Annotated in this window: 20 protein-coding genes; 13 read left to right on the top strand and 7 right to left on the bottom strand. The window is 74.7% G+C overall.

All coding sequences use genetic code 11. The features are described from left to right. Positions 1–24: 24 nt before the first annotated feature. Complete coding sequence (locus ACGFR9_RS34265) at positions 25–762, top strand: SDR family NAD(P)-dependent oxidoreductase (RefSeq protein ID WP_393216654.1); 738 nt, start codon at positions 25–27, stop codon at positions 760–762. Positions 763–1,427: 665 nt separating this feature from the next. On the opposite strand, the gene ACGFR9_RS34260 is transcribed toward ACGFR9_RS34265, so the two are convergent. Next, positions 1,428–2,279 carry a helix-turn-helix transcriptional regulator gene (locus ACGFR9_RS34260; protein WP_393216652.1) on the bottom strand — a complete coding sequence of 284 codons (852 nt, stop codon included), beginning with the start codon at positions 2,277–2,279 and terminating at the stop codon, positions 1,428–1,430. Positions 2,280–2,406: 127 nt separating this feature from the next. Between ACGFR9_RS34260 and ACGFR9_RS34255 the strand changes: the two genes are divergently transcribed. Both ACGFR9_RS34255 and ACGFR9_RS34250 read left to right on the top strand, forming a co-directional pair. Further along, positions 2,407–3,402: an aldo/keto reductase gene (locus ACGFR9_RS34255; protein ID WP_393216650.1), complete on the top strand. Its 996-nt coding sequence runs from the start codon at positions 2,407–2,409 to the stop codon at positions 3,400–3,402. A gap of 95 nt (positions 3,403–3,497) precedes the next feature. Then, the gene (locus tag ACGFR9_RS34250; RefSeq protein WP_393216648.1) at positions 3,498–3,959 is read left to right on the top strand and encodes a DUF4396 domain-containing protein; all 462 of its coding nucleotides are present in this window, start codon (positions 3,498–3,500) and stop codon (positions 3,957–3,959) included. Between the two features lie 14 nt (positions 3,960–3,973). On the opposite strand, the gene ACGFR9_RS34245 is transcribed toward ACGFR9_RS34250, so the two are convergent. Beyond that, positions 3,974–4,189 (bottom strand): hypothetical protein, encoded by a 216-nt coding sequence (locus ACGFR9_RS34245; RefSeq protein ID WP_030218470.1) that lies wholly within the window; start codon positions 4,187–4,189, stop codon positions 3,974–3,976. A gap of 197 nt (positions 4,190–4,386) precedes the next feature. Between ACGFR9_RS34245 and ACGFR9_RS34240 the strand changes: the two genes are divergently transcribed. Genes ACGFR9_RS34240 through ACGFR9_RS34220 form a run of 5 tightly spaced genes read left to right on the top strand, consistent with a single transcriptional unit; the run spans position 4,387 to position 16,718 of the window. Beyond that, on the top strand, positions 4,387–5,241 hold the full coding sequence (locus tag ACGFR9_RS34240; protein ID WP_393216646.1) for a DUF4132 domain-containing protein: 855 nt from the start codon (positions 4,387–4,389) through the stop codon (positions 5,239–5,241). Continuing rightward, a complete protein-coding gene (locus ACGFR9_RS34235; protein WP_393216644.1) occupies positions 5,238–10,250 on the top strand; it encodes a hypothetical protein in 5,013 nt (1,670 codons plus the stop codon). Before ACGFR9_RS34240 ends, ACGFR9_RS34235 begins: the two co-directional genes overlap by 4 nt. Positions 10,251–10,285: 35 nt before the next feature. Then, entirely contained in the window at positions 10,286–11,455 is a 1,170-nt protein-coding gene (locus tag ACGFR9_RS34230; protein WP_393216687.1) for an AAA family ATPase, read from the top strand. A gap of 5 nt (positions 11,456–11,460) precedes the next feature. Then, the gene (locus ACGFR9_RS34225) at positions 11,461–14,982 is read left to right on the top strand and encodes a DUF5682 family protein (RefSeq protein ID WP_393216642.1); all 3,522 of its coding nucleotides are present in this window, start codon (positions 11,461–11,463) and stop codon (positions 14,980–14,982) included. Further along, positions 14,979–16,718 (top strand): hypothetical protein, encoded by a 1,740-nt coding sequence (locus ACGFR9_RS34220; RefSeq protein WP_393216640.1) that lies wholly within the window; start codon positions 14,979–14,981, stop codon positions 16,716–16,718. Before ACGFR9_RS34225 ends, ACGFR9_RS34220 begins: the two co-directional genes overlap by 4 nt. A gap of 15 nt (positions 16,719–16,733) precedes the next feature. Here ACGFR9_RS34220 and ACGFR9_RS34215 read toward each other — a convergent pair whose 3' ends face one another. Continuing rightward, positions 16,734–17,726: an SDR family NAD(P)-dependent oxidoreductase gene (locus tag ACGFR9_RS34215; protein WP_393216638.1), complete on the bottom strand. Its 993-nt coding sequence runs from the start codon at positions 17,724–17,726 to the stop codon at positions 16,734–16,736. 86 nt (positions 17,727–17,812) lie between these two features. On the opposite strand from ACGFR9_RS34215, the gene ACGFR9_RS34210 reads away from it, so the two are divergent. Next, positions 17,813–18,733, top strand: coding sequence for an AraC family transcriptional regulator (locus ACGFR9_RS34210; protein ID WP_393216636.1), 921 nt, complete (start codon positions 17,813–17,815; stop codon positions 18,731–18,733). A 92-nt stretch (positions 18,734–18,825) separates the two neighbouring features. Here the strand turns inward: ACGFR9_RS34210 and ACGFR9_RS34205 are convergent, their stop codons facing one another. Beyond that, positions 18,826–19,317 carry a hypothetical protein gene (locus ACGFR9_RS34205; protein ID WP_393216635.1) on the bottom strand — a complete coding sequence of 164 codons (492 nt, stop codon included), beginning with the start codon at positions 19,315–19,317 and terminating at the stop codon, positions 18,826–18,828. A gap of 152 nt (positions 19,318–19,469) precedes the next feature. On the opposite strand from ACGFR9_RS34205, the gene rpmG reads away from it, so the two are divergent. From rpmG to ACGFR9_RS34190, 3 genes are all read left to right on the top strand, one after another. Then, positions 19,470–19,634, top strand: a complete 165-nt coding sequence (rpmG, locus tag ACGFR9_RS34200) for a 50S ribosomal protein L33 (RefSeq protein ID WP_393216633.1) — start codon at positions 19,470–19,472, stop codon at positions 19,632–19,634. A 51-nt stretch (positions 19,635–19,685) separates the two neighbouring features. Continuing rightward, positions 19,686–19,934 (top strand): type B 50S ribosomal protein L31, encoded by a 249-nt coding sequence (locus ACGFR9_RS34195; RefSeq protein WP_311646691.1) that lies wholly within the window; start codon positions 19,686–19,688, stop codon positions 19,932–19,934. A 139-nt stretch (positions 19,935–20,073) separates the two neighbouring features. Next, positions 20,074–21,138 (top strand): NAD(+)/NADH kinase, encoded by a 1,065-nt coding sequence (locus ACGFR9_RS34190; protein WP_393216630.1) that lies wholly within the window; start codon positions 20,074–20,076, stop codon positions 21,136–21,138. A gap of 12 nt (positions 21,139–21,150) precedes the next feature. On the opposite strand, the gene ACGFR9_RS34185 is transcribed toward ACGFR9_RS34190, so the two are convergent. Both ACGFR9_RS34185 and ACGFR9_RS34180 read right to left on the bottom strand, forming a co-directional pair. After that, positions 21,151–22,221, bottom strand: coding sequence for a DUF475 domain-containing protein (locus ACGFR9_RS34185; RefSeq protein WP_393216628.1), 1,071 nt, complete (start codon positions 22,219–22,221; stop codon positions 21,151–21,153). A 123-nt stretch (positions 22,222–22,344) separates the two neighbouring features. Next, complete coding sequence (locus ACGFR9_RS34180) at positions 22,345–23,307, bottom strand: NADP-dependent oxidoreductase (protein ID WP_393216626.1); 963 nt, start codon at positions 23,305–23,307, stop codon at positions 22,345–22,347. Positions 23,308–23,432: 125 nt separating this feature from the next. On the opposite strand from ACGFR9_RS34180, the gene ACGFR9_RS34175 reads away from it, so the two are divergent. After that, on the top strand, positions 23,433–24,416 hold the full coding sequence (locus ACGFR9_RS34175) for a GlxA family transcriptional regulator (RefSeq protein ID WP_393216624.1): 984 nt from the start codon (positions 23,433–23,435) through the stop codon (positions 24,414–24,416). Position 24,417: 1 nt separating this feature from the next. Here the strand turns inward: ACGFR9_RS34175 and ACGFR9_RS34170 are convergent, their stop codons facing one another. Then, positions 24,418–25,941: an FAD-dependent oxidoreductase gene (locus ACGFR9_RS34170; RefSeq protein ID WP_393216622.1), complete on the bottom strand. Its 1,524-nt coding sequence runs from the start codon at positions 25,939–25,941 to the stop codon at positions 24,418–24,420. Between the last annotated feature and the right edge of the window lie 4 nt (positions 25,942–25,945).

Genomic DNA, 25,945 nt, shown 5'->3' with positions numbered 1-25,945 from the left:
GTCACTTTCTGATCGGAGAAGCGCGTGAACAACACCCTTGACGGCAAGATCGCCCTGGTCACGGGCGCGTCCTCGGGCATCGGCCGGGCCACCGCGCTCGCCCTGTCCCGGGCCGGTGCCCGGGTGGCCGTCGGAGCGCGCAGGGGCGACCGGCTGAAGTCGCTGGAGCGGGAGGCTCCCGGCGAGGTGCTCGTCCTCGACCTGGACGTCACCGACCGCCGGTCGGTGGAGGAGGCCGTCGCGGCCACCGTGGACGGCTTCGGCTCCCTCGACATCCTGGTGAACAACGCGGGCCTGATGCTCAGCGGCCCGATCCTGGGCGCGGACACCACGGAGTGGACCCGCATGGTCGGCACCAACCTGCTCGGCTCGATGTACGCGGTCCACGCCGCGCTGCCCCATCTGCTCGACAGCAAGGGCGCCGTGGTGCAGATCTCCTCCACGTCGGGGCGTACGTCGTCGGCCGCGAGCGCCGTCTACTCGGCCACCAAGTTCGGCGTCAACGCCTTCGCGGAGGCGCTGCGCCAGGAGGTCACCGAGCAGGGGGTGCGTGTGGTGGTCCTCGAGCCCGGGATCGTCTCGACCGAACTGGCCGACCACATCACGGTCCCGGCGATACGGGACATGGCCAGGACGATGGCCGCGTCGATGCGGACCCTGCGGCCCGAGGACATCGCGAGCGCGGTCCTGTACGCGGTCACCCAGCCCGATCACGTCGCCGTCAACGAAATCCTGATCCGCCCGACGGACCAGACCCGCTGACCGGCCGAGTCCGCACGCCGGCCACCGGCCCGGCGGTGCGGACGCGGCACCCGGCTGCCGTGGCCGGCGGGCCATGCCGGCTGAGCCGGCGCCGGCCGGTCAGGGCCCGCTGAGCCGATGCCGGGCCCGCCCAGTGCATCCCGGTCGTCGCGTGGCCGGGTGTCGTGGTCGGTGGGCCGGGGCGTGCTGTGTCAGGGCGACCGCATGCCGGTGACGGTCCGGTGGTGCGGACGTGGCCGACGGGCCCGGTCTGTCGAGCGGGGCCGTGCCGGGGCGGAGGAACCGCGAGCCGGCCACCGGCCCCGTGGGCCGGACGCGGTCCCGGTCGCCGTGCTGCCGGTCACCGCGGACGGCCGTGAGGCGTGCGGCCGGGGCCGAACCGTCGCCCTCGTCCGGTGTCGGGTCGGCGGCCACCACCGCCGCGGCGATCTCCGTCTCCGGCCGCCCGCCAGCCGCCACGGTCTACCGGTGGAGCAGGGTGACACCGCCGGCGGCGACGGCGGGCGGATCGGTCCAGCAGGAGGCGTGCTCGCGCGGAATCCGCCCCGGGGTCCGGTCCACGCCTCGGACAGTTCGGGGGAGGAGGGCCGGCGGTCTCCGCGCGAGAGCATGTGCGGCGTCCTCCCCGCCGGACACGGCGCCCCCCAACCGCGTCCGCCCCGCGCTCAGCGGCCGGTCGCGCCCGTGGGGAACTCCTCGCTGCCGAGCACACGCAGCAGCTCCAGCCGCTCGCGGGCCTCCGCGTCCGCCGGGGTGAGCACCAGCAGTTGCTGCCCCTGGTCGGGGGTGACCAGGGTCTCGCAGTCCATCAGCACCCGGCCCACCCTCGGATGCAGGAACGTCTTGCGGTCGGCGCGCCGGACCGCCACCTCGTGTTCCGCCCAGAGCCGGCGGAAGAGCGCGCTCTCGGCCGACAGGCGCCCGACGAGCCCGCCGACCATGGGGTCGCCGGCCCGGCGTCCGGCGACCGCGCGCAGGTCGGCCACGAGCTGACGGCCGTAGTGCTCCTCCTCCTCGGCCGGGCCGATGGCGCGCGCAGCCGGTTCGGTGAACCAGCGGTAGACGATGTAGCGACGGTCGCCCGAGAAGCCGGTGAGGTCGCTCATCAGCAGCAGCGACGCCCGGTTCTGCGCCAGCACCTCCCCCAGGTCGGACAGCACCAGCGCCGGAGTGTCCCCGAGCAGGTCGAGCAGGCGCATCAGCCCCGCCCGCGCGAGCCGGGCCACCCCGTCGGCGGGCGGCGGCCGGTGACCGGCCAGATGGAACAGGTGGTCGCGCTCGTCGTCGGACAGCCGCAGCGCCCGGGCCAGCGCGACGAGCAACTGCGTCGACGGCTGACTGCTGCGGCCCTGTTCGAGGCGTACGACGTAGTCCACGGACATGCCCGCCAGCATCGCCACCTCCTCCCGGCGCAGCCCGGCCGTGCGCCGGCGCGGGCCGTCGGAGATCCCCACGTCGGCCGGGCGGATCGCCTCACGGCGGCGGCGCAGGAAGTCGGCGAGTTCCTCACGTTGCATGGCCCCATCGTCCCTCCTGGCGTGCCCGCCCATCCAGGGAGCGGCTCTCCCATGATGAACGCTCCGCTCCCGGCGGCCCCGGCACCGGCGCAATGTGGACGACGCAACGACCACGAAGGAGAACACGATGCAGACACGCACTCTGGGCAGCACCGGTCCGGCCGTCTCGGCGCTCGGCCTCGGCGCGATGAGCATGTCGGGCGCCTACGGCGCCGCAGACCGCACCGAGAGCATCGCCACCGTGCACGCCGCGCTGGACGCGGGCGTCACCCTGATCGACACCGGCGACTTCTACGCCATGGGCCACAACGAGCTGCTGCTCGCCGAGGCGCTGCGCGGCCGCGACCGGGACTCCTACCGGCTGAGCGTCAAGTTCGGCATGCTGAGCGGGCCGACCCCCGCCGTGGGCGGATACGACGGCCGTCCCGCGGCGGTGAAGAACTTCCTCGCCTACTCACTGACCCGGCTGGGCACCGACCACATCGACGTCTACCGGCCCGCGCGCCTCGACCCGGCGGTGCCCGTCGAGGAGACCGTGGGCGCGATCAAGGAACTGATCGACGCCGGGTACGTACGGCACCTCGGGCTCTCGGAGGTCGACGCGGCGACGATCCGCCGGGCGCACGCCGTACACCCGGTCAGCGACCTGCAGATCGAGTACTCGCTGATCTCCCGCGCCGTCGAGGCGGAGGTCCTGCCCACGCTGCGCGAGCTGGGCATCGGCCTGACCGCGTACGGCGTCCTCGGCCGCGGCCTGATCTCCGGGCACTGGTCGGCCGGCCGGGGCGCCGGCACCGGCGACCACCGGGCGCGCAGCCCCCGCTTCGCGAGCGGCAACGTGGAGCACAACCTCGCGCTCGTGGAGGCCCTGCGCCGGGTCGCCGACGCCAAGGGCCGCACCGTCGCGCAGCTGGCCATCGCCTGGGTCGCCACACAGGGCGACGACATCGTCCCGCTGGTCGGTCCCCGCACCCGCGTCCGGCTCGCCGAGGCACTGCCGGCGCTGGATTTCGACCTCACCGCGGACGACCTCGCCGAGATCGAGAAGGCGGTCCCGGCGGGCGCGGCCCGCGGCGACCGCTACCCGTCCGCGTTCATGGCGGACCTCGGCGTGGGCAACTGACCGGCGCGCGGCGCTGGGAATATACCCCCCAGGGGTATATGTTCGCGGGGTGAGAGGCGAGCCGGCCCCGGCTCACCGCGCGACGCCGGACGGGGATGAGGGCCATGGACCACAGCACGCACCACGCCTCCTGGGCGATGGCGGTGAAGGCGACGCTCCACTGTCTGACCGGGTGCGCCATCGGCGAGATCCTCGGCATGGCCATCGGCACCGCCCTGCTGTGGGGCAACGTGCCGACCATGGTCCTCGCGATCGTCCTCGCCTTCGTCTTCGGCTACTCCCTCACGTTCTTCGCGGTCGTCCGCGCCGGACTGTCCCCGAAGGCGGCCGTCAAGGTGGCGCTGGCCGCCGACACGGTCTCCATCGCGGTGATGGAACTGGTCGACAACACGATCATCGCCCTGACACCGGGCGCGATGGACGCGCAACTGTCGGACGGACTCTTCTGGTCGGCGCTCCTGGGCGGATTCGCCGTGGCGTTCGTGATCACCACGCCGGTGAACAAGTGGATGATCGCCCGCGGCAGGGGCCACGCCGTCGCCCACACCCACCACTGACCGGCGCACCGGCGTCAGCCCCGCTCACGCTCCAGAACCCGGCGGGCCGCCTCGGACTCCGCCGCCGACGGGGACAGTTCGTCGAGGGAGTCGAGTTCGGTGTCGGACTCCAGCTCCCGTTCCCAGGCCGCCGCCAGCCGTTCCTGCTCCTCACGCGGTCTGCCGCCGACGGCCTCCCGGTGGTGCGGGTCCAGGGCCGTGAGGAATCGTCCGACCGGGTCCGTGGCCATGCGGTGCTCCTTGTCGCTCGGAAGGGGCGGCGTCACCGACCCAGGATGGCCAGCCGGACCCGGCACACCCGCCCGACACGGCACGCGTCCACCCTGATGGCCCCGGACGCGGGCACCTCGCACACCACCCGGACCCGTTGTCAGTGGCCTGATCTACTGTTCCCGTGACTTGATCACTGCGGGTGCGGGAGGCACGCATGGGGTGGGTGTCGGCAGGCGACTACGAAGTCGCTCTCGATGACGGCAAGGTGGTGTGCCGCAACGCGGCGGGGCGGCGGCTGAAGTCCGTACCGCCGAAGATCGCCGACGATCCGGCCGTGGTGGGCCTGCGCCAGCTCACCGAGTGGCTGGAACGGCACGAACGCCAGTGCCTGGCCGACGTGGAGCGGTGGATGGTGCGTTCGCTGCCGGTGCCGTTCGCGGTCCTCGCCCGGGTCTGGCCGGACCCCGCCTGGCAGGCCGCCCTGCGCGACCTCGTGGTCACGGGCACCGACGGCGAGGTGGCCGGATTCCTTCGGGACGCCGACCCCGAGCGCGGCCTCGGCCTGGTCGACCTCGACGGCGACACCGTCCGGCTCACCCCCGGCCTGGTCCGCCTGCCGCACCCCGTCCTCCTCGACGACCTGGAGGACCTGCGGGAGTTCGCCGTCGAACTCGGCGTCGAGCAGGGCGCCCAGCAGTTGTTCCGCGAGGTGTGGCGGCGGCCCCCAGCCGTCGACGCCCAGGCCGTCTCCGTCGACGACTACGCGGGCGGCGTTTTCAAGGAACTGCGGTTCCTGCACGGCCGGGCCGCCCAGCTCGGCTACCGCGTGCGCGGCGGCCACGCCGTGTGCTCCGTGGTGGAGGACGGCCGCGCGGTCGAGGCCCGGGTATGGGTCGGCGACTACGACGGCTACGAGGAGACGGAGACCGGCTCCCTGGTCTTCACCGACCCGGCCGGCCGGGTGCTGAAGCTCGGCCAGGTCGGGCCGGTGGCCTGGTCGGAGGGCATGCGCATGGCGGCGGCGCTGTACGCCGGACGCGACATCGAGGACGAGGAGCGTGCGGCGTGACGACGTACGACGGATTCACCTACGACGAGACCACCTGCGCCGCACTGCTCGACGCCGGCGCCGTACTGCCCCCCGGCACCACCGGCCGGGAGGACGCCGACGTCCTCACCGTGCGCACGTACACGCACCCCGCCCTGGACGAGCGGAAGATCGTACGGCTGGTGCCGGGCACGCTCGGCGAGGCGGAGGACCTGGCCCTGGACTTCCTCGGACTGGCCCGCGAGCCGGAGACCCGCGAGGTCGGACAGGTACGCCGGGAAACCCTCGGCTTCCCCGCCTGGGCCCTGGTCAACGACCCGGCGAACGGACACCACGCGCTCGCGCTCGTCAAGGACGTGGAGCGGCTCGCCCGGCAGGCCAAGTCCCGCCCCGGCACCGCGAAGGAGGGCTTCGAGGCGCTCGGCGACCGGCTCGGCCGGGCCGTGCCGCACTTCCTGCCCACCTTCTACGAGCAGGCGGCCCGCGTCTTCCTCCAGCACGAGAACACCACCTACGCGGCGGCCTTCTTCGGCAAGGCCCGCGCGGCGGAGCGGGTGCACGCGCTGACCGTGGACGAGGAACGGCAGCGGGCCGTGTTCCTGGAGTTCGCCTTCGCCGGGGCGCTGACCGTCAAGGCGCTCAAGGAGCATGTGAAGGCGCTCGCCGCCCGGCTCACCCCGGCCGACGCCTGGGCGCAGTTCCGGCAGCTCACCGTGGAACGCTGCGCGGCCGGCATGCCGCCGTACGCGTCCCTGCCCCAGGACGCCCGCGCCCTGATCAAGGCCGCGGGCCTGGACCGGGTCACCGAGGAGTGCGCCCTGGTCGGTGACCTGCTCGCCTCGCCCGCGGCGGTCCGGGCCCCCGCCTCCTTCTGGAACACCTACCGGGCGACCCTCGTCGTCCTCGCCGGACAGCAGCCCGCCGTACGCGCCCGGCTGCTGGAGATCATGCCGGCCGGGCTCGGCCGCACCACCGAGGACGACGAGTTCTGGCTGGCGCTGCTCGCCGAGACCGGCGCCGACCTGCTGCTCACGGGAGAGACGGAGACGGCGGACGGCACCGACGCGGCGGACTGGCTCACCCGCTGGTCCCTGTACCGCAAGCACGGCGGAAACGTCTGCGACCGCTCCCCGGCCACCCTCGCCCTCGTGGAGCGCATGGCCCCGCCGCTGCGCGAACGGGGCCGCCCCGTCGACCTCTTCACCGGCCGCTGGCACGCCGGCGCCGACCTCGACCTGCTGGACCTGTGCCTGGCGCTGGACGTGCCGCTGGCCCCGCCCGCGGACGGCACCGACGTCCACCTCGCCCTCGACCGGTGGCTGCGGGACACCCGGCCCGGACGGCGCGACCTGACGGCCGTCGCGGCGGACCGGCTCGGCCGCCGCACGCTCTACCGGGCCATCGGCAGCCAGCAGGGCCGGCACACCGGCCCGAAGACGCTGGACGGGATCGCCGGCCACCCCGTGCTCGCCGACGTGCTCCGCGAGTGGCTGGACGACGCCGCCGCCGAACTGGACGCGGCGGTTGGTCTGGAGGCCGCCCGCACGGCACTCCACCGGCTGAGCCCGTTCCGCGCGATCGCCGCACGGATCAGCCCGGACGCCGTCGCCCGCGCCGACGCCTTCGACGTGTCGCCGCTGCTCGGCAACACCCTGCGCGCCGGCATCCCGGACGAACTCGGCTGGCCCGCCCTCGACGAGGCGCTGCGCCGGCTCGACGCGGAGACCCGCAGCGACCGCGACGACACCCTCGCCGTCCACGAGGCCTGGCCGGCGCTGATCCTCTCCCGGCGGCACAAGGCGATCGCGGTCGGCCCGCAGGACATCCTGCTGGAGCACGACCTGCGGCTGCCGGACGGACTGGACAAGTGGCAGCGCCCGACGTTCCGCCACACGGACGGCGAACTCCTGGTGATGTGGCGGCAGGACAACAAGCAGTACGGCTACTGGTCCGCCCGCCCGACCGAGGTGTTCCCCCTCGACGGCGAGAAGCTCCCGCACTGGTACGGCGGCGGCGTCGGCGAGACCTCCATCCCCCTGCCGGACGGCGGCCGCGCCACCGGCGGACGCGCCCTGCACGCCGGTGACACGGTCCTGCCGCCCGCCCGCCAGATCCTCGGCGACGGCACCTCCTACTGGCGGAGCGGACGGCAGGGGACGCGGCAGGTGTGGCTCGAGTACGACCCGGCCACCGGCACCCACGGACGCGCCTCCCTGCCCGCCTTCCTGAACTCCGGCATCCGCGACGGCGCCACCCTCCTCCAGCACCAATGCGTGGTGCTGCCCCTGCAGCCCGGCCTGGAGGACAGCCCGTTCGGCACGGACGGCACGGTCCTCGGCCGCTGGGTGCGCACCGAGCGGGAGGGCGACGAGACCCGCACCACCGTCGGCACCCCCGACGGCCGGACCGCCACCCTGACCCCGGCCGACGGCCGGATACCGGGCGTTCCGCTCGGCGCGCTGCGGCTGCCAGGCGGCGTCGAGCCCGTCGTCGTCGCCCAGCACCGGCACCTCGCCCTCTACACCACCGACGCCGCCACGGGCCTGCGGGAACTGGGCCGGCTGACACCCCTGGAGCGCGGCGGAGAGTTCGCCGCCGGCACCCGGCTCGTCCCGCCGGCCGACTTCTGGCACGCGCTGCGGCCACGCGACGAGAACGCCTCGGCGCTCCTGCGGGCCCTGAGCGACGAACAGGCCGAGGAACTGCTGCGCGTCGGCGCCGCGGCGCTGACCGAGCGGCTGGCGAGGATCGAGGCGGCCGGCGCGACGACCGGCTCGGCCAAGCCCGACGTCCCCTCCGCCGACAAGGTGGTGCGGGACGCCGTGGCCCGCGCCCTCCCCGCCCTCACCGAGCCCCACCTGCTCACCGGAGTCGCCGCCCTCGTCCACGCGGTGCTGCGCTTCGCGGTGTCCGTCGACAGCTTCGTCACGCCCCCGGTCGAGCGGCCCCGCACCGAACGCAAACGCGCCGAGGGCATGTTCGCCGACTACAGCCCCGACGACGGCGACGACCAGACGCTGCGGGAGGCGACCTCCCCGATCGCCCGTCTGCACGGCTGGTGGGGCGGCGCACGGAACTGGAGCACACTGCGCCAGATCCGCGCCGTGAACCACGTCCTGTCCGGCGAACCCGCCGACGGCACACCCCTGTCCGCGTCGTCCCGGCCCGCCGGGACCGCCGACGGGTGGCGCAGCGACGAGTTCACCGTCCCCGGCATCGCCGCCGTGTGGCCGTCGGTGCTCGGCGTGCTGCGCCCCCTCGCCTACCGCGCCGCCTGCGCCACCCTGACGGAGGAGCACCGCCGGGCGCTGCTCCTGCTGTTCGAGGCGATCACGGAGGGCCCGCTGGCCGCGCCCGGGGCCGCACTGCGCGAGGTGACGCTGAGCGAGCCGAACGAACGGCAGGAGCGCAACGGTCAGGTGCTGCGCCGCGAGGGCCGTACCGTCGTCGTCCTCGGCCGCCAGAACGTCGACCACCGCACCGGACGGGTCAACTGGCTGGCCCTGGACCACGACCCGGCCGGCGTCTTCGGCGCCGTCGCCCACTTCACCCTGGAGCGGGAGAAGGCGTACCCGCCGGTGTTCCCGGCCGACGCGCTGGCCGCCGTGACCGGCCTGATCCGCGACAAGGGCCCCGCGCCCTGGCAGCCGGAGGCCACCGCCGCCCTGTCCGCCGCGACCCGGGACGGGCTGGGCCCGGTCCAGGCGGCCCTGCTGCTCGCCGGCGAGCCCGCGCAGCTCACCGACGAGGTGGCCGCCGCCACCGGTCTGAAGCCCCGCCAGAAGCAGCTCGGCGACGCGCTGCTGGGCTCGCTGGAGAACGGCGACCTGAAGGCGCTCGTCGGCGCACTGCTCCCCGACAACCCCGGTGACCTGTGGACCACCGGACCGGACACGGACGCGGCCGGCCAGGTGTGGGCCGAGCGCCTCGACGGCGTCGTCCGCCTCCCCGAGGACCTCGCCGGTGAACTCACCCTGGCCGGGCTGTCCACCGGCTCCGTGGAGCAGGTGCTCAACCCGCACCGCACCCCCTGGATGAGCCGCACCACCGTGCAGCGGCCCGACAAGGACGGCAACCTGGCCGCGGACGATCCCCAGGCGGTGCCCGGACGGTACAGCCTCACGCACGCCGTCGCCGCCCTGGCCGGGCTCGCCTACGCACTGCCGTACGGACACCCCCTGCGTGCCGCGCTGCCCGACGCGCTGGCCGTGCTGCGCCGCCGTCTCACGGACCCGGGGCTCCTCGTCGACCTCGACCTGGAGTGGACCGAGAAGGGCACCTCCACCGCCGTCGAGCTCCGCAAGGCGTACGGACTGCCCGCCACCGGCGGCGCCGACGAGCACGGACTCACCCCCGTCGGTGAGGCGCTGGTGCTGCGCCCCTGGTACGGGGACCAGGAGGCCGTACTGCTCCGCACCAGCGCTCTCACGACGGCCGACGACCCCCTGTTCGGACTGATGGAGGGACTCGTCGCAGAGGGCCGGCGCAGCGGTCTGCGGGCGCTGCGGACGATCCTGGACGACGGACTCGCCCGCGCCCTCACCGCCGGCACGGACCCCGAGGGGCCCGCCGGCTACGCCCAGGACCCGGCCCTGAGCGTGCCCGGACTGGTCGCCGAGGTCGCCGGGGCCCACGGCCTGAGCGAGGACGCCGCGGTCCTCTATCTGCAGTTGCTGGCCCTGCCCGACCCGACGGACCGCAACCGTGCCCGCTGGACCGGCTGGAAGCCCGCCCGCGCGAAGAAGGCCCGCACCGAACTCGCCGCCACCGACCTGGTCGTGGAGGCGAAGCGGGCCCGCGCCGGACGCACCCTCTTCCTGCCGTGCGGATGGCTCGAACTGAAGTCCCCCGCCCTGCCGGTGGAGCTCTGGAAGCGCGGTCTCCACCCGGTCGAGGAGCACGCCCGCGCGGTGCCCCTGATGCCGGTGCCCGAGCTGTTCACCCGCGCCTGGGAGCGCGTCCGCGCCGGCGACGCACCCGCCTACGAGGAACTCACCACCCGCGTCACCCGCAAGGGCCGCCGCCGATGACCACTGTCCACCCGCACCCGGAAGAACCCGCGCCGATGACCACCACCCTCGCTCCCGCACCGGCCCGCCAGATCGTCCCGCCCGAGGACCGGTACGCGACCGAACTCGCCTTCCTCGCCGCCCACGACAGCGGGCCGCGCCCTCCCGCATGGCGGCTCACCCCGCGCGCCGTCGTCACCTTCGTCATGGGCAGCGCGGGCAGTGCCCTGAAGCTGCCCGACGACGCCGAGGTGCCCGACGGGGTGCCGCGCCGGCTGGTGATCGAGGACAAGTTCGTCGGCGAACGGGCCCTGGTCGAGCGCTGTGTGGTGACCCTCGCCGGTGAGCGCGGCCTGCTGCTCGTCGGCGAGCCCGGCACCGCCAAGTCGATGCTGTCGGAACTGCTGTCCGCCGCCGTGTGCGGCACCAGCGGCCTGGTCGTGCAGGGCACCGCCGGCACCACCGAGGACCAGCTCAAGTACGGCTGGAACTACGCGCTGCTGCTGGCCCAGGGCCCCACCCGGCAGGCGCTCGTGCCGTCCCCCGTCCTGACCGCCATGTCGCGCGGCGCGCTCGCCCGCGTCGAGGAGGTCACCCGCTGCCTGCCCGAGGTGCAGGACGCGCTCGTGTCGCTGCTGTCCGAGCGGCGCATCGCCGTACCCGAACTGGCCGGCACCGACGACGCCCTGGCGCACGCGGCACCCGGCTTCAACCTCATCGCCACCGCCAACCTCCGCGACAAGGGCGTCTCCGAGATGTCCGCGGCCCTCAAGCGCCGCTTCAACTTCGAGACCGTCGGCCCCATCGGCGACCTCGACGCGGAGACCGCGCTGGTGCGCGGCCAGGCACGGGCGTCCGTGGAGCGCGCGGGGGCGCCGTTCCAGGTCGACGACGCCGTGCTGGAAGCCCTCGTCACCGCCTTCCGGGACCTGCGCGAGGGCCGCTCGGCGGAGGGCTGGGAGGTGGAGCGGCCGTCGACGGTGATGAGCACCGCCGAGGCGGTGTCCGTCGCCGGCGCGCTCGCCCTGGCGGCGGCCTACTTCCCCGGCGACCGCGACGTCCTCGGACTGCTGCCCGGCCATCTGCTCGGCGTGGTCCGCAAGGACGACCCCGCCGACGCCGCCCGGCTGCGCGGCTACTGGGACGGTCCCGTCCGGCGCCGAGCCGAACAGGGCTCCGCCACCTGGCGCACCCTGTGGGACCTGCGTACGGTCCTGGAGGGCTGACGGCCGTGTCCCTCTCCCACGGGGCCGCCGCCCCGCCCGAGGAGGCGCTCGCCGCCCTCACCGGCCCGTCCGCGCCCTGCCTCATCGGCGTACGGCACCACGCGCCCTCCCTGGCCGCCGCCGTGCCCGCGCTGCTGGACGAGGCGAAGCCGGACGTCCTGCTCGTCGAACTGCCCACGGAGACGCAGGAGTGGCTGCCCTGGCTGGGGCACGAGGAGACGAGGGCCCCGGTGGCGCTCGCCGCCGCCCCCGGCGAGGGCGCCGGAGGACCGGCGTTCTACCCGTTCGCCGACTTCTCGCCCGAACTGACCGCCGTGCGCTGGGCCGTCCGGCACGGCGTACCGGTCGTCGCCTGCGACCTGCCGCTCGCCGACCGTGCCTGGACCGGCGGACGCCGGGCCCCGGGGGCGGGGGACGGCACCCCCGGTCTCGCCGCCGCGCTGCGGACCCGGCTGACGGGCCGGGCGGGGGACGATCTGTGGGACCGGCTCGTCGAGGCGACCGCCCCCGGCTCCGCGCCCGAGGCGCTGCGCCGGGCCGCCCTGCTCACCGGCTGGGCCCTGCGTGAGGACGCGGTCGCCTCGGGCGGCGTACCGGAGCTGGACCTGCGGCGCGAAGCGTGGATGCGGGCCCGGCTGGCGGAGGCCACCGCGGGCGGGGAGCGGGCCGCCGTGGTGGTGGGCGCCTTCCACGCCCCGGCGCTCCTACGGCAGAACACGGGGGAGGAGGACGCGACCACGCCCGCGGAACCGCACCGGCCCGTGTGGAACACCTCGCTGATCCCGTACACCTACGCCCTCCTGGACGAGCGGTCCGGCTACCCCGCGGGTATCCGGGACCCGGAGTGGCAGGACATGGTCCTGCGCGCGGCGGGCGATCCGGCGGCCCTGGAGGAGGCGCTGACCCGTGCGGCCGTGCGCGTCTGCGCCGAACTGCGCGGCCTCGGCCACCCGTCGGGGCCCGCCGACGCCCGGGAGATCAGCCGGCTCGCCTCGGATCTCGCCCGGCTGCGCGGCCTGCCCGCGGCCGGACGCGGTGAACTGGTCGAAGCGGTGCAGACGGTGCTCGCCCAGGGCGAGCCCTACGGGCGCGGGCGGGCCGTGGCGCGGGCGATGGAGCGGGTGCTCGTCGGCACCCGCACCGGGAGCCCCGCCCCCGGGGCGCCGCGCAGCGGACTCGTCCCCGCGGTCGAGGCCGAGGTGTCCCGCCTCGGCCTGCCCGGCCCCGGTACGGACGGCCCCGGAGTCCCGCGGGACATGCGGCTCGACCCGCTGCGGTCCGACCTCGACCGGCGCCGTGAACTGCTGTTGCGCCGGCTCACCGTGTGCGGTGTCCCCTACGGCGAGGCCAAGGAGGTCGTCGGCGCGGGCGGCGCCGAGGCTCTCACCTCCCGCTGGGAGGTGCGCTGGACCCCCGCCACGGCGGCCGTACTGACCACGGCCGGCGTGCGCGGAGTCACCCCCGCGCAGGCCGCCGAGGGTGTTCTGCGCGAACGGCGGCGCAAGGAACGCGACGACGGCGGACCTACCGCCGCACAGGCCCTCGAAGGGCTCGCCCGGGCGGCGGAGTGCGGCCTGACCGGCCTCGCGGACGAACGGCTCGACGACGTCGCCGGCGTCCTGCCGGGCGCCGGCACCCTGCCGGAACTCCTCGCCGCACTGGCCCTCCTCGACCGGCTGCGGGCCGGCCACGTCCCCGGCCTGCCCGCCGAACCGGACCGCGAGGACCGGGCCGCGGCCGCCGCGGAGCTCATCACGGCGGCGGCGGTACGGCAGGTCGACGGACTGACCGGGTCCGAGGACCCCGCCGACGCCCACGCCCTCCTCGAACTCGCCCATCGCGCCGACCCGCTGGGCGGCATCCGGCTCACCGACGCCCTCGGCAGGCTGGCCGCCGGCGGCTCCCCGCTGATGCGGGGCGCCGCCGGGGCCGTACGCGTCCTGCTCGGGCACGAGGACGCCCGTGCCTTCGGCGACCGCGTGGCCTCCTGGATCGACGCGGCCACCGGCCCGGACTCCCGCGCCGCGCTCACCGCCCGGCTCACCGGACTGCTGACCGCCGCCGGACCCCTCCTGGAAGCGGCCGCACCCGCACTGGAACCCCTGCTCGCCCGGGTGACCGACCTGCCCGACCGGGCGTTCCTCGACCGGCTCCCCGCACTGCGCGGCGGCTTCGACACCCTGAGTCCCGCGGCCCGCGACCGCCTCTTCGCCGCCGTCGAGGAACGCCTCGGCCCCCGGCACGTCACCGGCACCGACGACGTCGACCCGGCCGCCCTCGCCATCTGGACGGAAGCGGACTTCGCGGCCCGCGAGACCCTGCGCTCCCTGGGCCTGCTTCCCGCACCGGGCGGCGGCCCCGTGGCGCAGGACACGGCGGACAGCCCGGAGAGCGGTGCTCCCGGGGACACCGAGGAGCGGCGCCTCGCCCCCGCCGACCGCTGGCGTCTCCTCCTCGGCCGCCGCACCGACCGGCTCCCGGCGTCCGCCGCACCCCTGGCGACCGCCCTGGACGAGTTGTACGGCAGCGGACGCGGCGAAGGCAGCCGCGGCGACCTCACCGGCCCCCGAAACGGCGGCGGACGGCAGGCGCCGTACCCGGGTGTGCGGGAGTGGTCCGAGGAACTGGCCGCGCTGTTCGGACCGGGCATCCGGGAGGAGGTGCTCGCGACCGCCGCCGCGGCCGGCCGCAAGGACGTCCTCGCCGAACTGGACGCGGACAGCGCCCGGCCCTCGGTGGACCTGCTGCGCACCGTGCTGCGGCACGCGGGCGGACTGCCCGAGGCCCGGCTGGCCGCCCTGCGCCCGCTCGTCCGACGGCTCGTCGACGCGCTGACCCGGCAGCTCGCCACCCGGCTGCGCCCCGCCCTGCACGGCACCGCCCTGCCCCGTCCCAGCAGGCGGCCCGGCGGCGGCCTGGACCTCCCGCGCACCCTGCGCGCCAACCTGGCGACCGCCCGCCGCACCCCGGACGGTACGGTGCAGGTCATTCCGGAACACCCGGTCTTCAGGACCCGGGCGCGGAAGGCCGCCGACTGGCGGCTCGTCCTGGTCACGGACGTCTCCGGGTCCATGGAGGCGTCCACGGTGTGGGCCGCCCTGACCGCCTCCGTCCTGGCCGGAGTGCCGACGCTCTCCACCCACTTCCTGGCGTTCTCCACGGAGGTCATCGACCTCACCGGACACGTGGACGACCCGCTGTCGCTGCTGCTCGAGGTCAGCGTCGGCGGCGGCACCCACATCGCCGCCGGACTGCGGCACGCGCGCGAACTCGTCACCGTGCCGTCGCGCACCCTCGTCGTGGTCGTCAGCGACTTCGAGGAGGGCTACCCGCTCGGCGGCCTCCTCGCCGAGGTCCGCGCCCTGGTCGGGGCCGGCTGCCATGTCCTGGGCTGCGCGAGCCTCGACGACACCGGCCGGCCCCGCTACTCCACGGGCGTCGCCGGGCAGCTCGTCGCCGCCGGTATGCCCGTGGCCGCCCTCAGCCCGCTCGAACTCGCCCGCTGGGTAGGGGAGAAGATCTCATGAGCCCGGACCTGCCTCCGGTCGTCCCGTCCGTCACCGCCGAACTGGTCGCGGCCCTCTCGCCCCGGCTGCGCAAACGGCTGGACGCGGGCGTGACCAAGCTGCTGGCGCGTCCGGTCGTCCGGGACGGCGACACCGTACGGATCGCCGTCGACGACGACACCGACGTCGAACTGCGGGCGCCCGGCGGGACGGTGACCGACGCGGACGCGATCCACTGCGGATGCCTGCTGGCTCCCGGCTGCCTGCACCGTGCGGCGGCGGCCTCCGCCGCACCGGTCGCCGAGGACACCCCGGCCCCCGCCGAGGCCACGGAGACGGAGAAGGACGCGGAGACGGCACCGGCGGAGCCCGATGCCGTCACCCCCGAGCAACGCGCCGCCGCCCGCGCCGTGTTCGACGCGGCGGCCGCCGTCCTGGAGGCCGGCACCGACGGTGCCGGCGCCGTGCTCCAGGCGGAACTCCTGCAGGCCGCGCACGCCGCCCGCCTCGCCGGTCTCCCACGGGCCTCCGCCGCCGCGGTCTCCGTGGTGACCGGGGTGCGCGCGGCCCGCTCCGCCGACCCCGCACACCGCCTCACCGACCTCGCCGGCGCGCTCTCCGGCGTTCTCGGCGTCGCCCACCGCATCCCGCACACCACCGGCCCCGGCCTCACCGGACTGCGTGGCACGGTCCGTCAGCCGTACCGCACGGACGGCTCCCTGCGGCTGTACGGCCTCTTCTCCGAGCCCGTCCTCACCGCGACCGGATACGCGGGCGCGGTCACCTGGACCGCCGACGCCGACGGACGTCTGTACACGGTCTCGGACGTGGCACCGGGCGGGCCCGCCCGCGCGACCGGCGCCGCCGACCGGGCCGTACGCATCGGCGACACCGCCCTGACCCACCGCGAACTGTCCCGCGCCGGCCTCGCCGTGTCCGGGGCCACCGTCTCCCCGACCGGCCGTCTCGGCGCGGGAGCGGGGGTGCGGGCGGTCCGTGCCTCCGGCGCCGCCTGGCGCGCCGAGCCGCTGGACCGGCTGTGGACCGTATCCGCCGCCGAGCAGGTGGCCCGCGCCCTGGGCGGCGGGCAGGACCTGCTGTTCCTCGAGGTGACCCTCGCGGGCCCGGTGCGCGAGGCCACGGGCGACGGTGTCCTGGCCGACTGTGCGGGCCTGCCTCTGCGGCTGGTCACCGCCCACGACGACCCGGCACTCCCGTACCGCGACAACCTGCGCCTGCTCGCCGCCGCCGGGGGCCGACGGCTGCGGATCGTCGCACGCCTGGCTCCCGGACCGGCCCCGCGGGCCCTGCTGCTCGCCGCCGAGCACCCCACCGACCCCGACGCCCGGGTGGACCTCGGCCTCGACCGTCTCCAGCACGCGGACCTCCCCAAGGGCGCGGTCACACCGCGGTCCCGGCCCGCGCGGGCCGTCGACGAGGCCCCGCTGCACCTGCTGCGACGCCGCGTCCACCAGGCGGTGCCGGGAGGCCGCCGGGTCCTCGCCGTCGCCGGGAGCGGGCCGGGTGACGCCGCCCGGCTGCGCCGCCTGGGCCTGGCCACGGCGGGGGACCTCCTCGACGACCTCCACGCGGCTGCCGCGGACCGCTCCCGTGACCCCTTCGGCCGGCTCCTCCCGGCCGACACGGACCGCTTCGCCCGAGCCTGGCTCGCCGCCGCCGTCTACACCGACGCCGTCGAACGGGCCCTGTGCGCGGCCGCCTGGGGAGCCGCCGCGCCGGCGGTCCCGATCCCGTGAGAGGCGGTACGCCGCTCAGCGCACGGTGCCGGCGGCGTACTCCCAGAGACGGTCCGCGGCCTCCCGGTCCAGGGCGTGGGCCGCGACACCGCCGGCCTGCTCGTCGTCGGCGGCGACGAGGGGCGCCTCCTGGTTGTCGTCGAAGTAGCGCCCGGTGACGCCGTCCAGGAGGGGAGAGGCCGCGAGCAGGACGGACGTCGCGGCGCCCTCGGCCGGCGTCTTGTAGTAGGGCGTCCTGATGAGGTTGCCGTCCTCGTCCATCGCCCCCAGGGCCCGCATGGTGGCGTCGTCGACATGGCGCTGCAGGTTGGTGCTGATCCAGCCCGGGTTGAGCGCGTTGGCGGTGATGCCGTCGGCGGCCCAGCGTCGGGCGCCCACGGCGAACAGGACGTCGGCGGTCTTGGACTGCGCGTATGCCGTCCAGCGGTCGTAGGGGCGGCGCACGAAGTGCGGGTCGTCGAAGTCGAACGCCGCGTTGCGGTGCGCGCCGGAGCTGACGACGACGATCCGGGCGGAGCCTGCCGCCCGCAGCCGGTCGTGCAGCCCGAGGGCGAGGGCGAAGTGGCCGAGGTGGTTGGTCGCCAGCTGCAGTTCCCAGCCCTCGGCGGTGACGTGCCGCTCCGGGACCGCCATGATCCCCGCGTTGGCCACGAGGACGTCGAGCGGCCCCTGCCACGACCGTACGAAGGCGGCCACCGAGGCGAGATCGGCCAGGTCGAGTGCCGCCGCACGCACGGCACCCGCTGCGGGGGCGGCGGCGAGTTCGCGTACCAGCGGTTCGGCCGCCGCCGGATTCCGGGTGGCGACGGTGACCTCGGCCCCGGCGCCGGCCAGGGCGCGTACGGTCTCGACGCCGATACCGGAGGCACCACCGGTGACGATCACGCGACGCCCGGAGAGGTCCGCACCGTCGATGACTTCGGCGGTGGTGGAGTGCGAGTGGAACGGTGTGGTCAGGCGGACGGCGTGGTTCACGGTCGGGCCCTTCGTACGGGGGAATGTGCTCACCTCGTCAACGTAAACACCCGCGTCCGGACGGTCTATGCTGGAAAGTCCGGAGAACTTGATTCAGCGTCCAGAAGGGTGGGAGGGCGGTGGATCCGCTCGAAGACGTCCTGGCACTCCTCGAGACACGTGGTCACCTGTCGGCCGGACTGGTGGCCGGCGGCCGCTGGGCCGTCCGCTTCGACGCGCCGGACGGAGTGAAGTTCAACGCCGTCCGGCGCGGCACATGCCTCCTGAGCGTGGAGGGGACCGATACGACGGTCTCCCTGTCCGAGGGGGACTGCTATCTCCTCACCCGGCCGCTCGGCTTCACCCTCCGCGGCGACGACGAAGCGGTTCCGGTGGCGGCCGCCACGCTCTTCTCGGCGCCCGCGGGAGGCCCCGCGCACGCCGGAGAGGGCGAGGACACCGTGCTCATCGGGGGAGGGTTCTCGTTCGGCGAGCGCGCGCGTGCGCTGCTGCTCGACCCGCTCCCGCCGGTCATCCACATACCGGCAGGATCCGACGAGGCGGGCACGCTGAGCTGGGCGCTCACCCAGATCGACCGGGAGCTGCGAGACCGGGAGATGGCGTCGACGCTGGTGGCCGAACACCTCGCCGTCGTCATGCTCGTCCATGTGCTGCGCCTGCACCTCGCCCGCGAGCCGCGCGCCGTCTCCGGCTGGCTGGCCGGCCTCGCCGACCCGGTCGTGGCCACGGCCCTGACCTCGATGCACACCGCACCCGGACAGGCGTGGACGGTGGCCGGACTGGCCCGCGCCGGTGCCGTCTCCCGCTCCACGCTCGCGGCCCGGTTCAAGGACGCGGTCGGACAGGGACCGCTCGACTACCTCACCGGATGGCGCATCGAGCTGGCCTCCGCCCGCCTGCGCGAGGGGACGGACACCCTCGCCACCATCGCCCGCGCCGTCGGCTACGGCTCCGAGAGCGCCCTCAGTGCCGCGTTCAAACGGGTCACCGGCAGCTCACCCCGTGCCTACCGCGACCGGCACCGGGCCCGGCACCCGTGACGTACTGGCGCCGAGGGCTTCGCCGCCGCGCCGTCCGGGACGCGGGGTGCGTCCTGCTCGGCGTCGGTCACGGGCGGCCGGTTCCGGTACGGTCAGGCCGCCTGGTGCACCACGAGTTTGAACTCGGCCAGGACGATGTTCCGCGCCACGCCGTCGTCATGGGTGGCGCGTACGGCGAGCGGGACGGCCGGGTCGACGAAGATGCCCCAGTGCTTCGTCCAGCACTGCATGCCGGGGCTCGGCGGCCGGTGCTCCGTCGCCGTGGTGTCGTTGGGTGTGGAGGTGAGACCGAGCGGGTCCCGGACGAACTGGTCACGCAGTTCGTCATAGCCCCCGGCCTCCCACTGGATCATCGCGTACAGCGCACCCCAGCCGGCCACGCCGGGCCATATCAGCCCCGACCGGGCGTCCGTGTCCCAGCTCGTGACCACGTACCCGTCCGGCTGGTTGACCTGGTGCATGTTGAAGCTGTCGGTGGACTCGGCGGACCCGAACGGGAACCGTATGACCGTGTAGGGGCTGTTGGCCGGGATCGTCTGGGGGGTGTCCCGCTTCAGGGAACACACCTGCACTCCTGTGGGCATGGTCCGTTTCTTCCCTTCTCCGCGGCTTTTGATGTGGAATCCGGGCGTTCGAACGTTCTGCCGGATCCCGGGAACAACGGTGAGGGGGCACGTGTTGAGACGTCTGACATGCTCGAGTCAAGCAGCTCGGGTGGTGGCGGAAGGAGCACCCCATGGCACGCGGCACCGCACGCCCGGTCGTCAGGCTCAGGTCGACGGCGGGCACGGGAATCACCTACGTGACCCGCAAGAACCGTCTGAACGACCCCGACCGGCTCCTCCTGCGGAAGTACGACCCGGTCGCCGGCCGGCACGTCCTCTTCCGCGAAGAACGATGACCCCGCCTCCGCCGCCCCACGGCGGCGGAGGACCCCCAGGAAGGACATCCCGTGAGGCACGGCATCCACCCCGTCTCCCGCCCGGTCGTCTTCCGCGACCGAGCGTCCGGCTTCCGGCTGCTCACCCGCTCCACGATCGAGTCGTCGCACACGGTCGAGTGGGAGGACGGCGCCACCTATCCGGTCGTCGACGTCGAGATCTCGTCGGCAGGCCACCCGTTCTGGACCGGCACCTCCCGCGCCGTGGACACCGCGGGCCGCCTGGAGCGCTTCGAGCGGCGCTACGGCAGCCGGCACTGACGAGCCGCCCCCTCCACCGGACGGCCCGGTACCGCCACCCGCGGTACCGGGCCGTCCGCCGTACCCGCGGCGTGGCACGGCCCCGCGCGAACCGCGGCACGGCCAGGATGGGGCCCCGACGGACGTTGTGGAGGCGGAGATGACGGTGGACCGGGTCGGCATGGTCGTGCACGGCGGACGCCCCGAGGCCGCTCAGGCCGCGCGTACGGTCCGGGCCTGGTGTGCCGAACACGCGGTGGCGTGCGCGGACATCGACGTGTGGAACGACGGCGGACGCCGCAGCGCCCGGCAGGAGGTGGCGGCGGCCGGCGACCCCGACCTCGTCGTCACCCTCGGCGGGGACGGCACCTTCCTGCGCGGGGCCCGGCTCGCCGCCGCCGTCGACGCGCTGGTCCTCGGCGTCGACCTCGGCCGGGTCGGCTTCCTGACCGAGGTGCCCGCGGCCCTGGTGCGGGCGGCCCTGGACGCCGTACGCGAGAACCGCCTCGACGTGGAGCGGCGCATGCTGCTGACGATGCGGGCCTCACGGCGTCTGGAGGTGCCCTCGGACATCGAGGCGCTCATGGAGTACGGCAGGGGCCCGCTGCTGCCGCCGACCAGTGTGCGCTCCGACTGCGAGACGGGCGGCGAGTGGGGCGTCCCGCTCGACGTGGCCGCCCTCAACGACGTGGTGCTGGAGAAGCTCGCCCGGGACCGGCAGGTCTCCGTCGGCGTCTACATCGCGGGCCGGCTGCTCGCCTCGTACTCCGCCGACGCGCTGCTGGTGGCGACACCGACGGGCTCGACCGCGTACAGCTTCGCCGCCGGGGGTCCCGTGGTCTCGCCGCGCGCCGAGATGCTGGTGTTCACCCCGGTCGCCCCGCACATGACCTTCAACCGCTCGGTCGTGGCCGCCCCCGACGAACCGGTCGGGCTGCGGGTGCTCGAACGCTCGGGCCGCGCCGCCGTCAGCATCGACGGCCAGCTGCGCGGGGTGCTCGGGCCAGGGGACTGGATCGGCGTGTACGCGGCACCGCGCCGGCTGCGGGTCGCACGGCTCGGCCCGATGGACTTCTACGGCCGCCTCCGGGACCGGATGAATCTCACCGACGCGCCCGCCGCGGTGGCCGACGGCGTACCCGCGCCGCTGTGGCCGGTGAGCACCCCGCCGCCGGGAGACCTCGCCCACCTCGCCATGCCGCACGGCCCGGCCCCCACCGGGTGACGCGGCGCGGGTTCACTCCCGCACGGCGCGGTTGCGGCGCACGGAGGAGTAGAACGACGCGCTGATCAGGGTGACGCCGATGAGGCCGGTGACGATGTCGTTGATCTGGTACCGGATGCTGGCGAGCAGGATGAGGGCGAGCGCGCCGATGGCGTAGTGGGCGCCGTGCTCCAGGTAGACGTAGTCGTCCAGGGTGCCCTGGCGGACCAGGTAGACCGTGAGGGACCGGACGTACATGGCGCCGATGCCGAGGCCCAGGGCCATCAGGACGATGTCGTTGGTGATGGCGAACGCGCCGATCACGCCGTCGAAGGAGAAGGACGCGTCCAGGACCTCGAGATAGAGGAACGTGAAGAACGCCGCCCTGCCCGCCAGGGCGACCGCCGGCCGCCCCGCCCCCTCGCTCTTCGTGCTCTCCTCATCGGCCAGCCTGCTCTCGAAGAAGTCCGAGAGCCCGCTCACGACCAGATAGGTGATCAGGCCCGCGATGCCCGAGACGAGCACCGTCTGCGCCTTGTCGGCGTGACCGCCGCCGTGCTGGTGGGCGTGGGCGGCGAACGTCATCGACGAGACCAGCAGGATGATCAGCGCGAGACAGACCGACAGCATGTCGACCCGGCCGAGTCTGGCCAGTGGCCGCTCCAGCCAGGGGAGCCACTTGACGTCCCGGTCCTCGAAGACGAAGTCCAGGAAGATCATCAGCAGGAACATCCCGCCGAACGCGGCGATCGACGGGTGCGCGTCGGTGACGAGCTCCTGATAGCGGTCCTTGTCGGTGAGCGCGAGATGGACCGCCTGGGACGGTGACAGCCGGGCGCTGACGGCGACGATGACGATGGGGAAGAGCAGCCGCATCCCGAAGACGGCGATCAGGATGCCGACGGTGAGGAAGATCCGCTGCCAGAACGCGTTGAGCTTCTTCAGGATGCCGGCGTTGATCACCGCGTTGTCGAAGGACAGCGAGACCTCCAGGACGGCGAGGATGGCGACCAGCCCCAGCGCCGTCCAGCCGTCGTAGAGCACCCCGGCCACCAGGCCGAGGGCCGTGACGGCGAAGGCCCAGCGGAACGTCTTCAGCAGCACGCGGCACTCCCTGTCTCTCGCGGCGCGTTCAGCGCCGGGACGATGGGCCTCGTACCCTGTGTCCCTCCCAGGATGTCTACTACGCCGGGGCCGTCGAAGACACGGCCGACACCGCCGCCGGGGTCACGGCGCGAGATCCAGGACGAGCTTGCCGCGGGTGCGGTTGGTCTCGCCCCGACGGTGCGCCTCGGCGACGTCCTCCAGCGCGAACACCTGCTCGACCTCCACCCGGACCGCGCCCGCGTCGACCAGGCCGGCGACGGTGGTCAGGGCGGCGCCGTCCGGCTCGACCAGGACCGGGCTGGTGCGCACCCCGGCCGCCCCGGCCGCCTCGGCGAGGGCCGGGGAGACACCGCCCGGGACGGAGACGATCAGGCCGCCCGGCCGGGTCACCGCCACCGACCGCACGTCGGTGGCGTCCGTGCCGCCCATCAGGTCGATGACGACATCGACCTCACCAGCCACGTCCTCGAACCGCTGCCGGGTGTAGTCGACGGTCCGGTCGGCGCCGAGTTCCTTGAGCCAGGCGTGCCGGGGCTCCCGGGCGGTCGCGACCACCTCGGCGCCCAGATGCCGGGCGATCTGCACCGCCAGATGGCCCACACCGCCGGCCGCCGCGTGCACCAGCACCCGCTGACCGGCCCGGATACCCGCCGTGTCCACCAGGGCCTGCCACGCGGTGAGCACCGCGAGGGGCAGGGCGGCGGCCCCGGCGTGGCCGATCGACGCGGGCTTGCGCGCGAACTGGCGGGACGGCGCCGTCACATACTCGGCGTAGCCGCCGGCCGGGCGCGGGAACCAGGGCATCGCGTACACCTCGTCACCGGGCGCGAGCGTGGTGACGCCGAAGCCGACCTCCTCGACGACTCCGGAGACGTCCCAGCCGAGGATCAGCGGCAGCGTCTGCAACCCCGCCATGCCCTGTCCCGCGCGGGTCTTCCAGTCCACCGGGTTGATCCCGGCCGCGTGCACCCGCACCAGCACCTCGGTGGGCAGCGGTACGGGACGCGCCACCCGCCCGACGGTCAGCACCTCCGGCCCGCCGAACTCGCCGACGGTGACGGCCCGCATGGTGTGCTCGCTCATGTTCTCCTCTTTCCTGTCCCTGTGCCCTGTGCAAGAACCGGGCCGGGCCCGGTGATCCTCAGCCTCGCTCCTCCCCCCGGCCCACGGTGAGTGGCTGGGGAGCCACCTGTCGTACCATTCCGGCCATGGCCCATCGCATCGCCGTTCTCGCCCTCGAAGGCGTCCTCGCCATGGACCTCGGCATCGCCGCGCGCGTCTTCGACGCCGCGTGCGATCCGGCCGGCACGCCGCTCTACTCCGTGACGACCTGCTCGCTCGGCGGGCGGCCGGTCCGCACCCACGAGGGATTCCGGATCGTCGTGGACCACGACGAGTCCCTCCTGGAGAGCGCGGACACCGTGGTGATCGCCACCCAGGAGCCCGAGAGGCATCTGCTCGCCACCGGTGAGCTGCCCCCGGAGGTCGCCGGGGCGTTCGCCCGGATCGGCCCGCGCACCCGCGTCGTCAGCCTGTGCACCTCGGCGTTCCTGCTCGCGGCGGCCGGGCTGCTGGACGGTCTGCGCGCCACCACCCACTGGGCGCTCTGCGACGCGTTCGCGCGGCTCTTCCCCCGGATCGAGGTCGACCCGGACGTCCTGTTCGTCGACAACGGACGCGTCCTGACCTCGGCGGGCGGTGCCGCCGGCATCGATGTGTGCCTGCATCTGATCCGCCGGGACCACGGCGCGGCGGTGGCCGGCGCGGCGGCCCGCCGCTGTGTGGTCGCCCCGTGGCGCGAGGGCGGGCAGGCGCAGTTCATCGAGCATCCGGTGCCGAAGGACGCCGGCCGTTCCACCTCGGCCACCCGGCAGTGGGCCCTCGACCGGCTGGCCGAACCCCTCACCCTGGAGGACATGGCCCGGCACGCGCACATGAGCGTGCGCACCTTCACCCGCCGCTTCCGCGGCGAGGTGGGCACCAGCCCCCTGCGGTGGCTGCTGCAGTGCCGGCTGAACCAGGCGCGGCGGCTGCTGGAGTCCACCGAGCTGACCGTCGCACGGGTGGCCACGGCCAGCGGCTTCGGCGACCCCGTTGCCCTGCGCAAGCACTTCGCCGCCCACCTCGGCCTCTCCCCGCTGGCCTACCGCCGCGCCCACCACGCCCCGGACCCGACGGCGGTGAGCCGCTGAGTCAGCGGCGCCGGCGCCGTACGAGGCGGCGGAACGCCTTCGGCCCGCCGGCCGGTGTGGGAAGGGCGCCGGCCACCGCGTCGGCCAGCAGGGAGCCGACGGTCTCCGCCGCGCACACCCGGTTGGCGCCTATACCGCCCGACGGGCCGCGTTTGATCCAGCCGACGACATACGTCCCCGGCCTGCCCGTCACCCGGCCCGCCCGGTGCGGCACGGTCCCGGTGGCCTCGTCGAACGGCAGCCCCGCCGGCGCCACCCCGCGGTAGCCGACCGCCCGCAGGACCCGCCCGGCCGGGATCTCCCGTTCACCTGTGCCGCCGGTGACCCGTACGGCGCACGTCCGGGCACCGCCGTACACCTCCACGGGAGCCGAGAGGAAGCGGAACACGATACGCCGCCGTCCCGAAGTGACCGGCGACAGCGACCAGTCGACCGGCTCCCGCGCCAGTCCCCGCAGGACCCCCGCCTTGTCCCGCTCGCCGGCGGCGTCGATCGCGGCACCGATGCGCGGATCGTGGTCGTCGACGAGCAGGTCCACGCCGTCGAGATGCCTCAGGGCGAGCACCTCGGGTCCGGTGTACGCCGCGTGCTCCGGTCCGCGGCGTCCGAGCAGCACCACCTCGCGCACCTTGCTGCGGCGCAGTTCCGCCAGCGCGTGGTCCGCGATCCCGGTGCCGGCCAGCGTCCCGGGGTCGCGGACCAGGAGCCGTGCGACATCCAGGGCGACATTGCCGTTGCCGACCACGACGATCCGCTCGCAGGACAGGTCGACGGCGTCCGGGGCGACCTCCGGATGCGCGTTGTACCAGGCGACGAACGTGGTCGCGGAGAGGCTGCCCGGCCGGTCCTCGCCCGGGATGCCCAGCCGCCGGTCCGTGGCGGCGCCGACCGCGTAGATCACCGCGTCGTGGTGGGCGGCGAGTTCCCCCGCCGTGACGTCGGTGCCCACGTCGAGGTCCAGGTACGTCCGTGCGCGCGGATGGGTGAGGAAGCGGGCGAAACTCTCGCCCACCTTCTTCGTGGCCGGATGGTCCGGTGCCACGCCGTACCGCACCAGACCGCCGGCGGCCGGCAGCCGGTCGACGAGCGTCACCTCGGCCCGGGTGTGCAGCAGCAGGTCCCGGGCGGCGTACAGGCCGGCCGGGCCGGTGCCGACGATCGCGACCCGCAGCGGCCCGAAGTCAGGGGGCAGTACCCGGTCGAAGGACGGCTCGCCCCAGTCGTGGAAGTTCGGCCCCGAACGCGCCGGTGTCCCGCCCTCCCCGGGGAGGGCCCGCTCGAAGTGGTCCGCGTTGATGCGCGCGTACTCGCGCTGTCCGTCCGGCAGCCGGTCGACCGGAAGGACGGCGTCCACCGGGCAGGCGTCGGCGCAGGCCCCGCAGTCGATGCAGGCTTTCGGGTCGATGTACAGCATCTCCGTGCTGCCGAAGGCTTGTTCGCCGGGCGTGGGGTGTATGCAGTTGACCGGGCAGACGGACACACAGGTGGCGTCGCTGCAGCAGGTCTGGGTGATCGCGAAGGCCATGGTC

Origin of the sequence: Streptomyces sp. NPDC048584 (assembly GCF_043199595.1) — a bacterium.
Taxonomy (GTDB): Bacteria; Actinomycetota; Actinomycetes; order Streptomycetales; family Streptomycetaceae; genus Streptomyces; species Streptomyces edwardsiae.
This window is presented reverse-complemented; position numbering and strand designations above follow the sequence as displayed.

Bases quoted from the DNA above. Each gene is read 5' to 3' on its own strand.
- ACGFR9_RS34260 (WP_393216652.1), bottom strand. From the start codon at position 2,279: ATGCAACGTGAGGAACTCGCCGACTTCCTGCGCCGCCGCCGTGAGGCG.
- ACGFR9_RS34255 (WP_393216650.1), top strand. From the start codon at position 2,407: ATGCAGACACGCACTCTGGGCAGCACCGGTCCGGCCGTCTCGGCGCTC.
- ACGFR9_RS34250 (WP_393216648.1), top strand. From the start codon at position 3,498: ATGAGGGCCATGGACCACAGCACGCACCACGCCTCCTGGGCGATGGCG.
- ACGFR9_RS34245 (WP_030218470.1), bottom strand. From the start codon at position 4,189: ATGGCCACGGACCCGGTCGGACGATTCCTCACGGCCCTGGACCCGCAC.
- ACGFR9_RS34240 (WP_393216646.1), top strand. From the start codon at position 4,387: ATGGGGTGGGTGTCGGCAGGCGACTACGAAGTCGCTCTCGATGACGGC.
- ACGFR9_RS34230 (WP_393216687.1), top strand. From the start codon at position 10,286: ATGACCACCACCCTCGCTCCCGCACCGGCCCGCCAGATCGTCCCGCCC.
- ACGFR9_RS34220 (WP_393216640.1), top strand. From the start codon at position 14,979: ATGAGCCCGGACCTGCCTCCGGTCGTCCCGTCCGTCACCGCCGAACTG.
- ACGFR9_RS34205 (WP_393216635.1), bottom strand. From the start codon at position 19,317: ATGCCCACAGGAGTGCAGGTGTGTTCCCTGAAGCGGGACACCCCCCAG.
- rpmG (WP_393216633.1), top strand. From the start codon at position 19,470: ATGGCACGCGGCACCGCACGCCCGGTCGTCAGGCTCAGGTCGACGGCG.
- ACGFR9_RS34190 (WP_393216630.1), top strand. From the start codon at position 20,074: ATGACGGTGGACCGGGTCGGCATGGTCGTGCACGGCGGACGCCCCGAG.
- ACGFR9_RS34180 (WP_393216626.1), bottom strand. From the start codon at position 23,307: ATGAGCGAGCACACCATGCGGGCCGTCACCGTCGGCGAGTTCGGCGGG.
- ACGFR9_RS34175 (WP_393216624.1), top strand. From the start codon at position 23,433: ATGGCCCATCGCATCGCCGTTCTCGCCCTCGAAGGCGTCCTCGCCATG.
- ACGFR9_RS34170 (WP_393216622.1), bottom strand. From the start codon at position 25,941: ATGGCCTTCGCGATCACCCAGACCTGCTGCAGCGACGCCACCTGTGTG.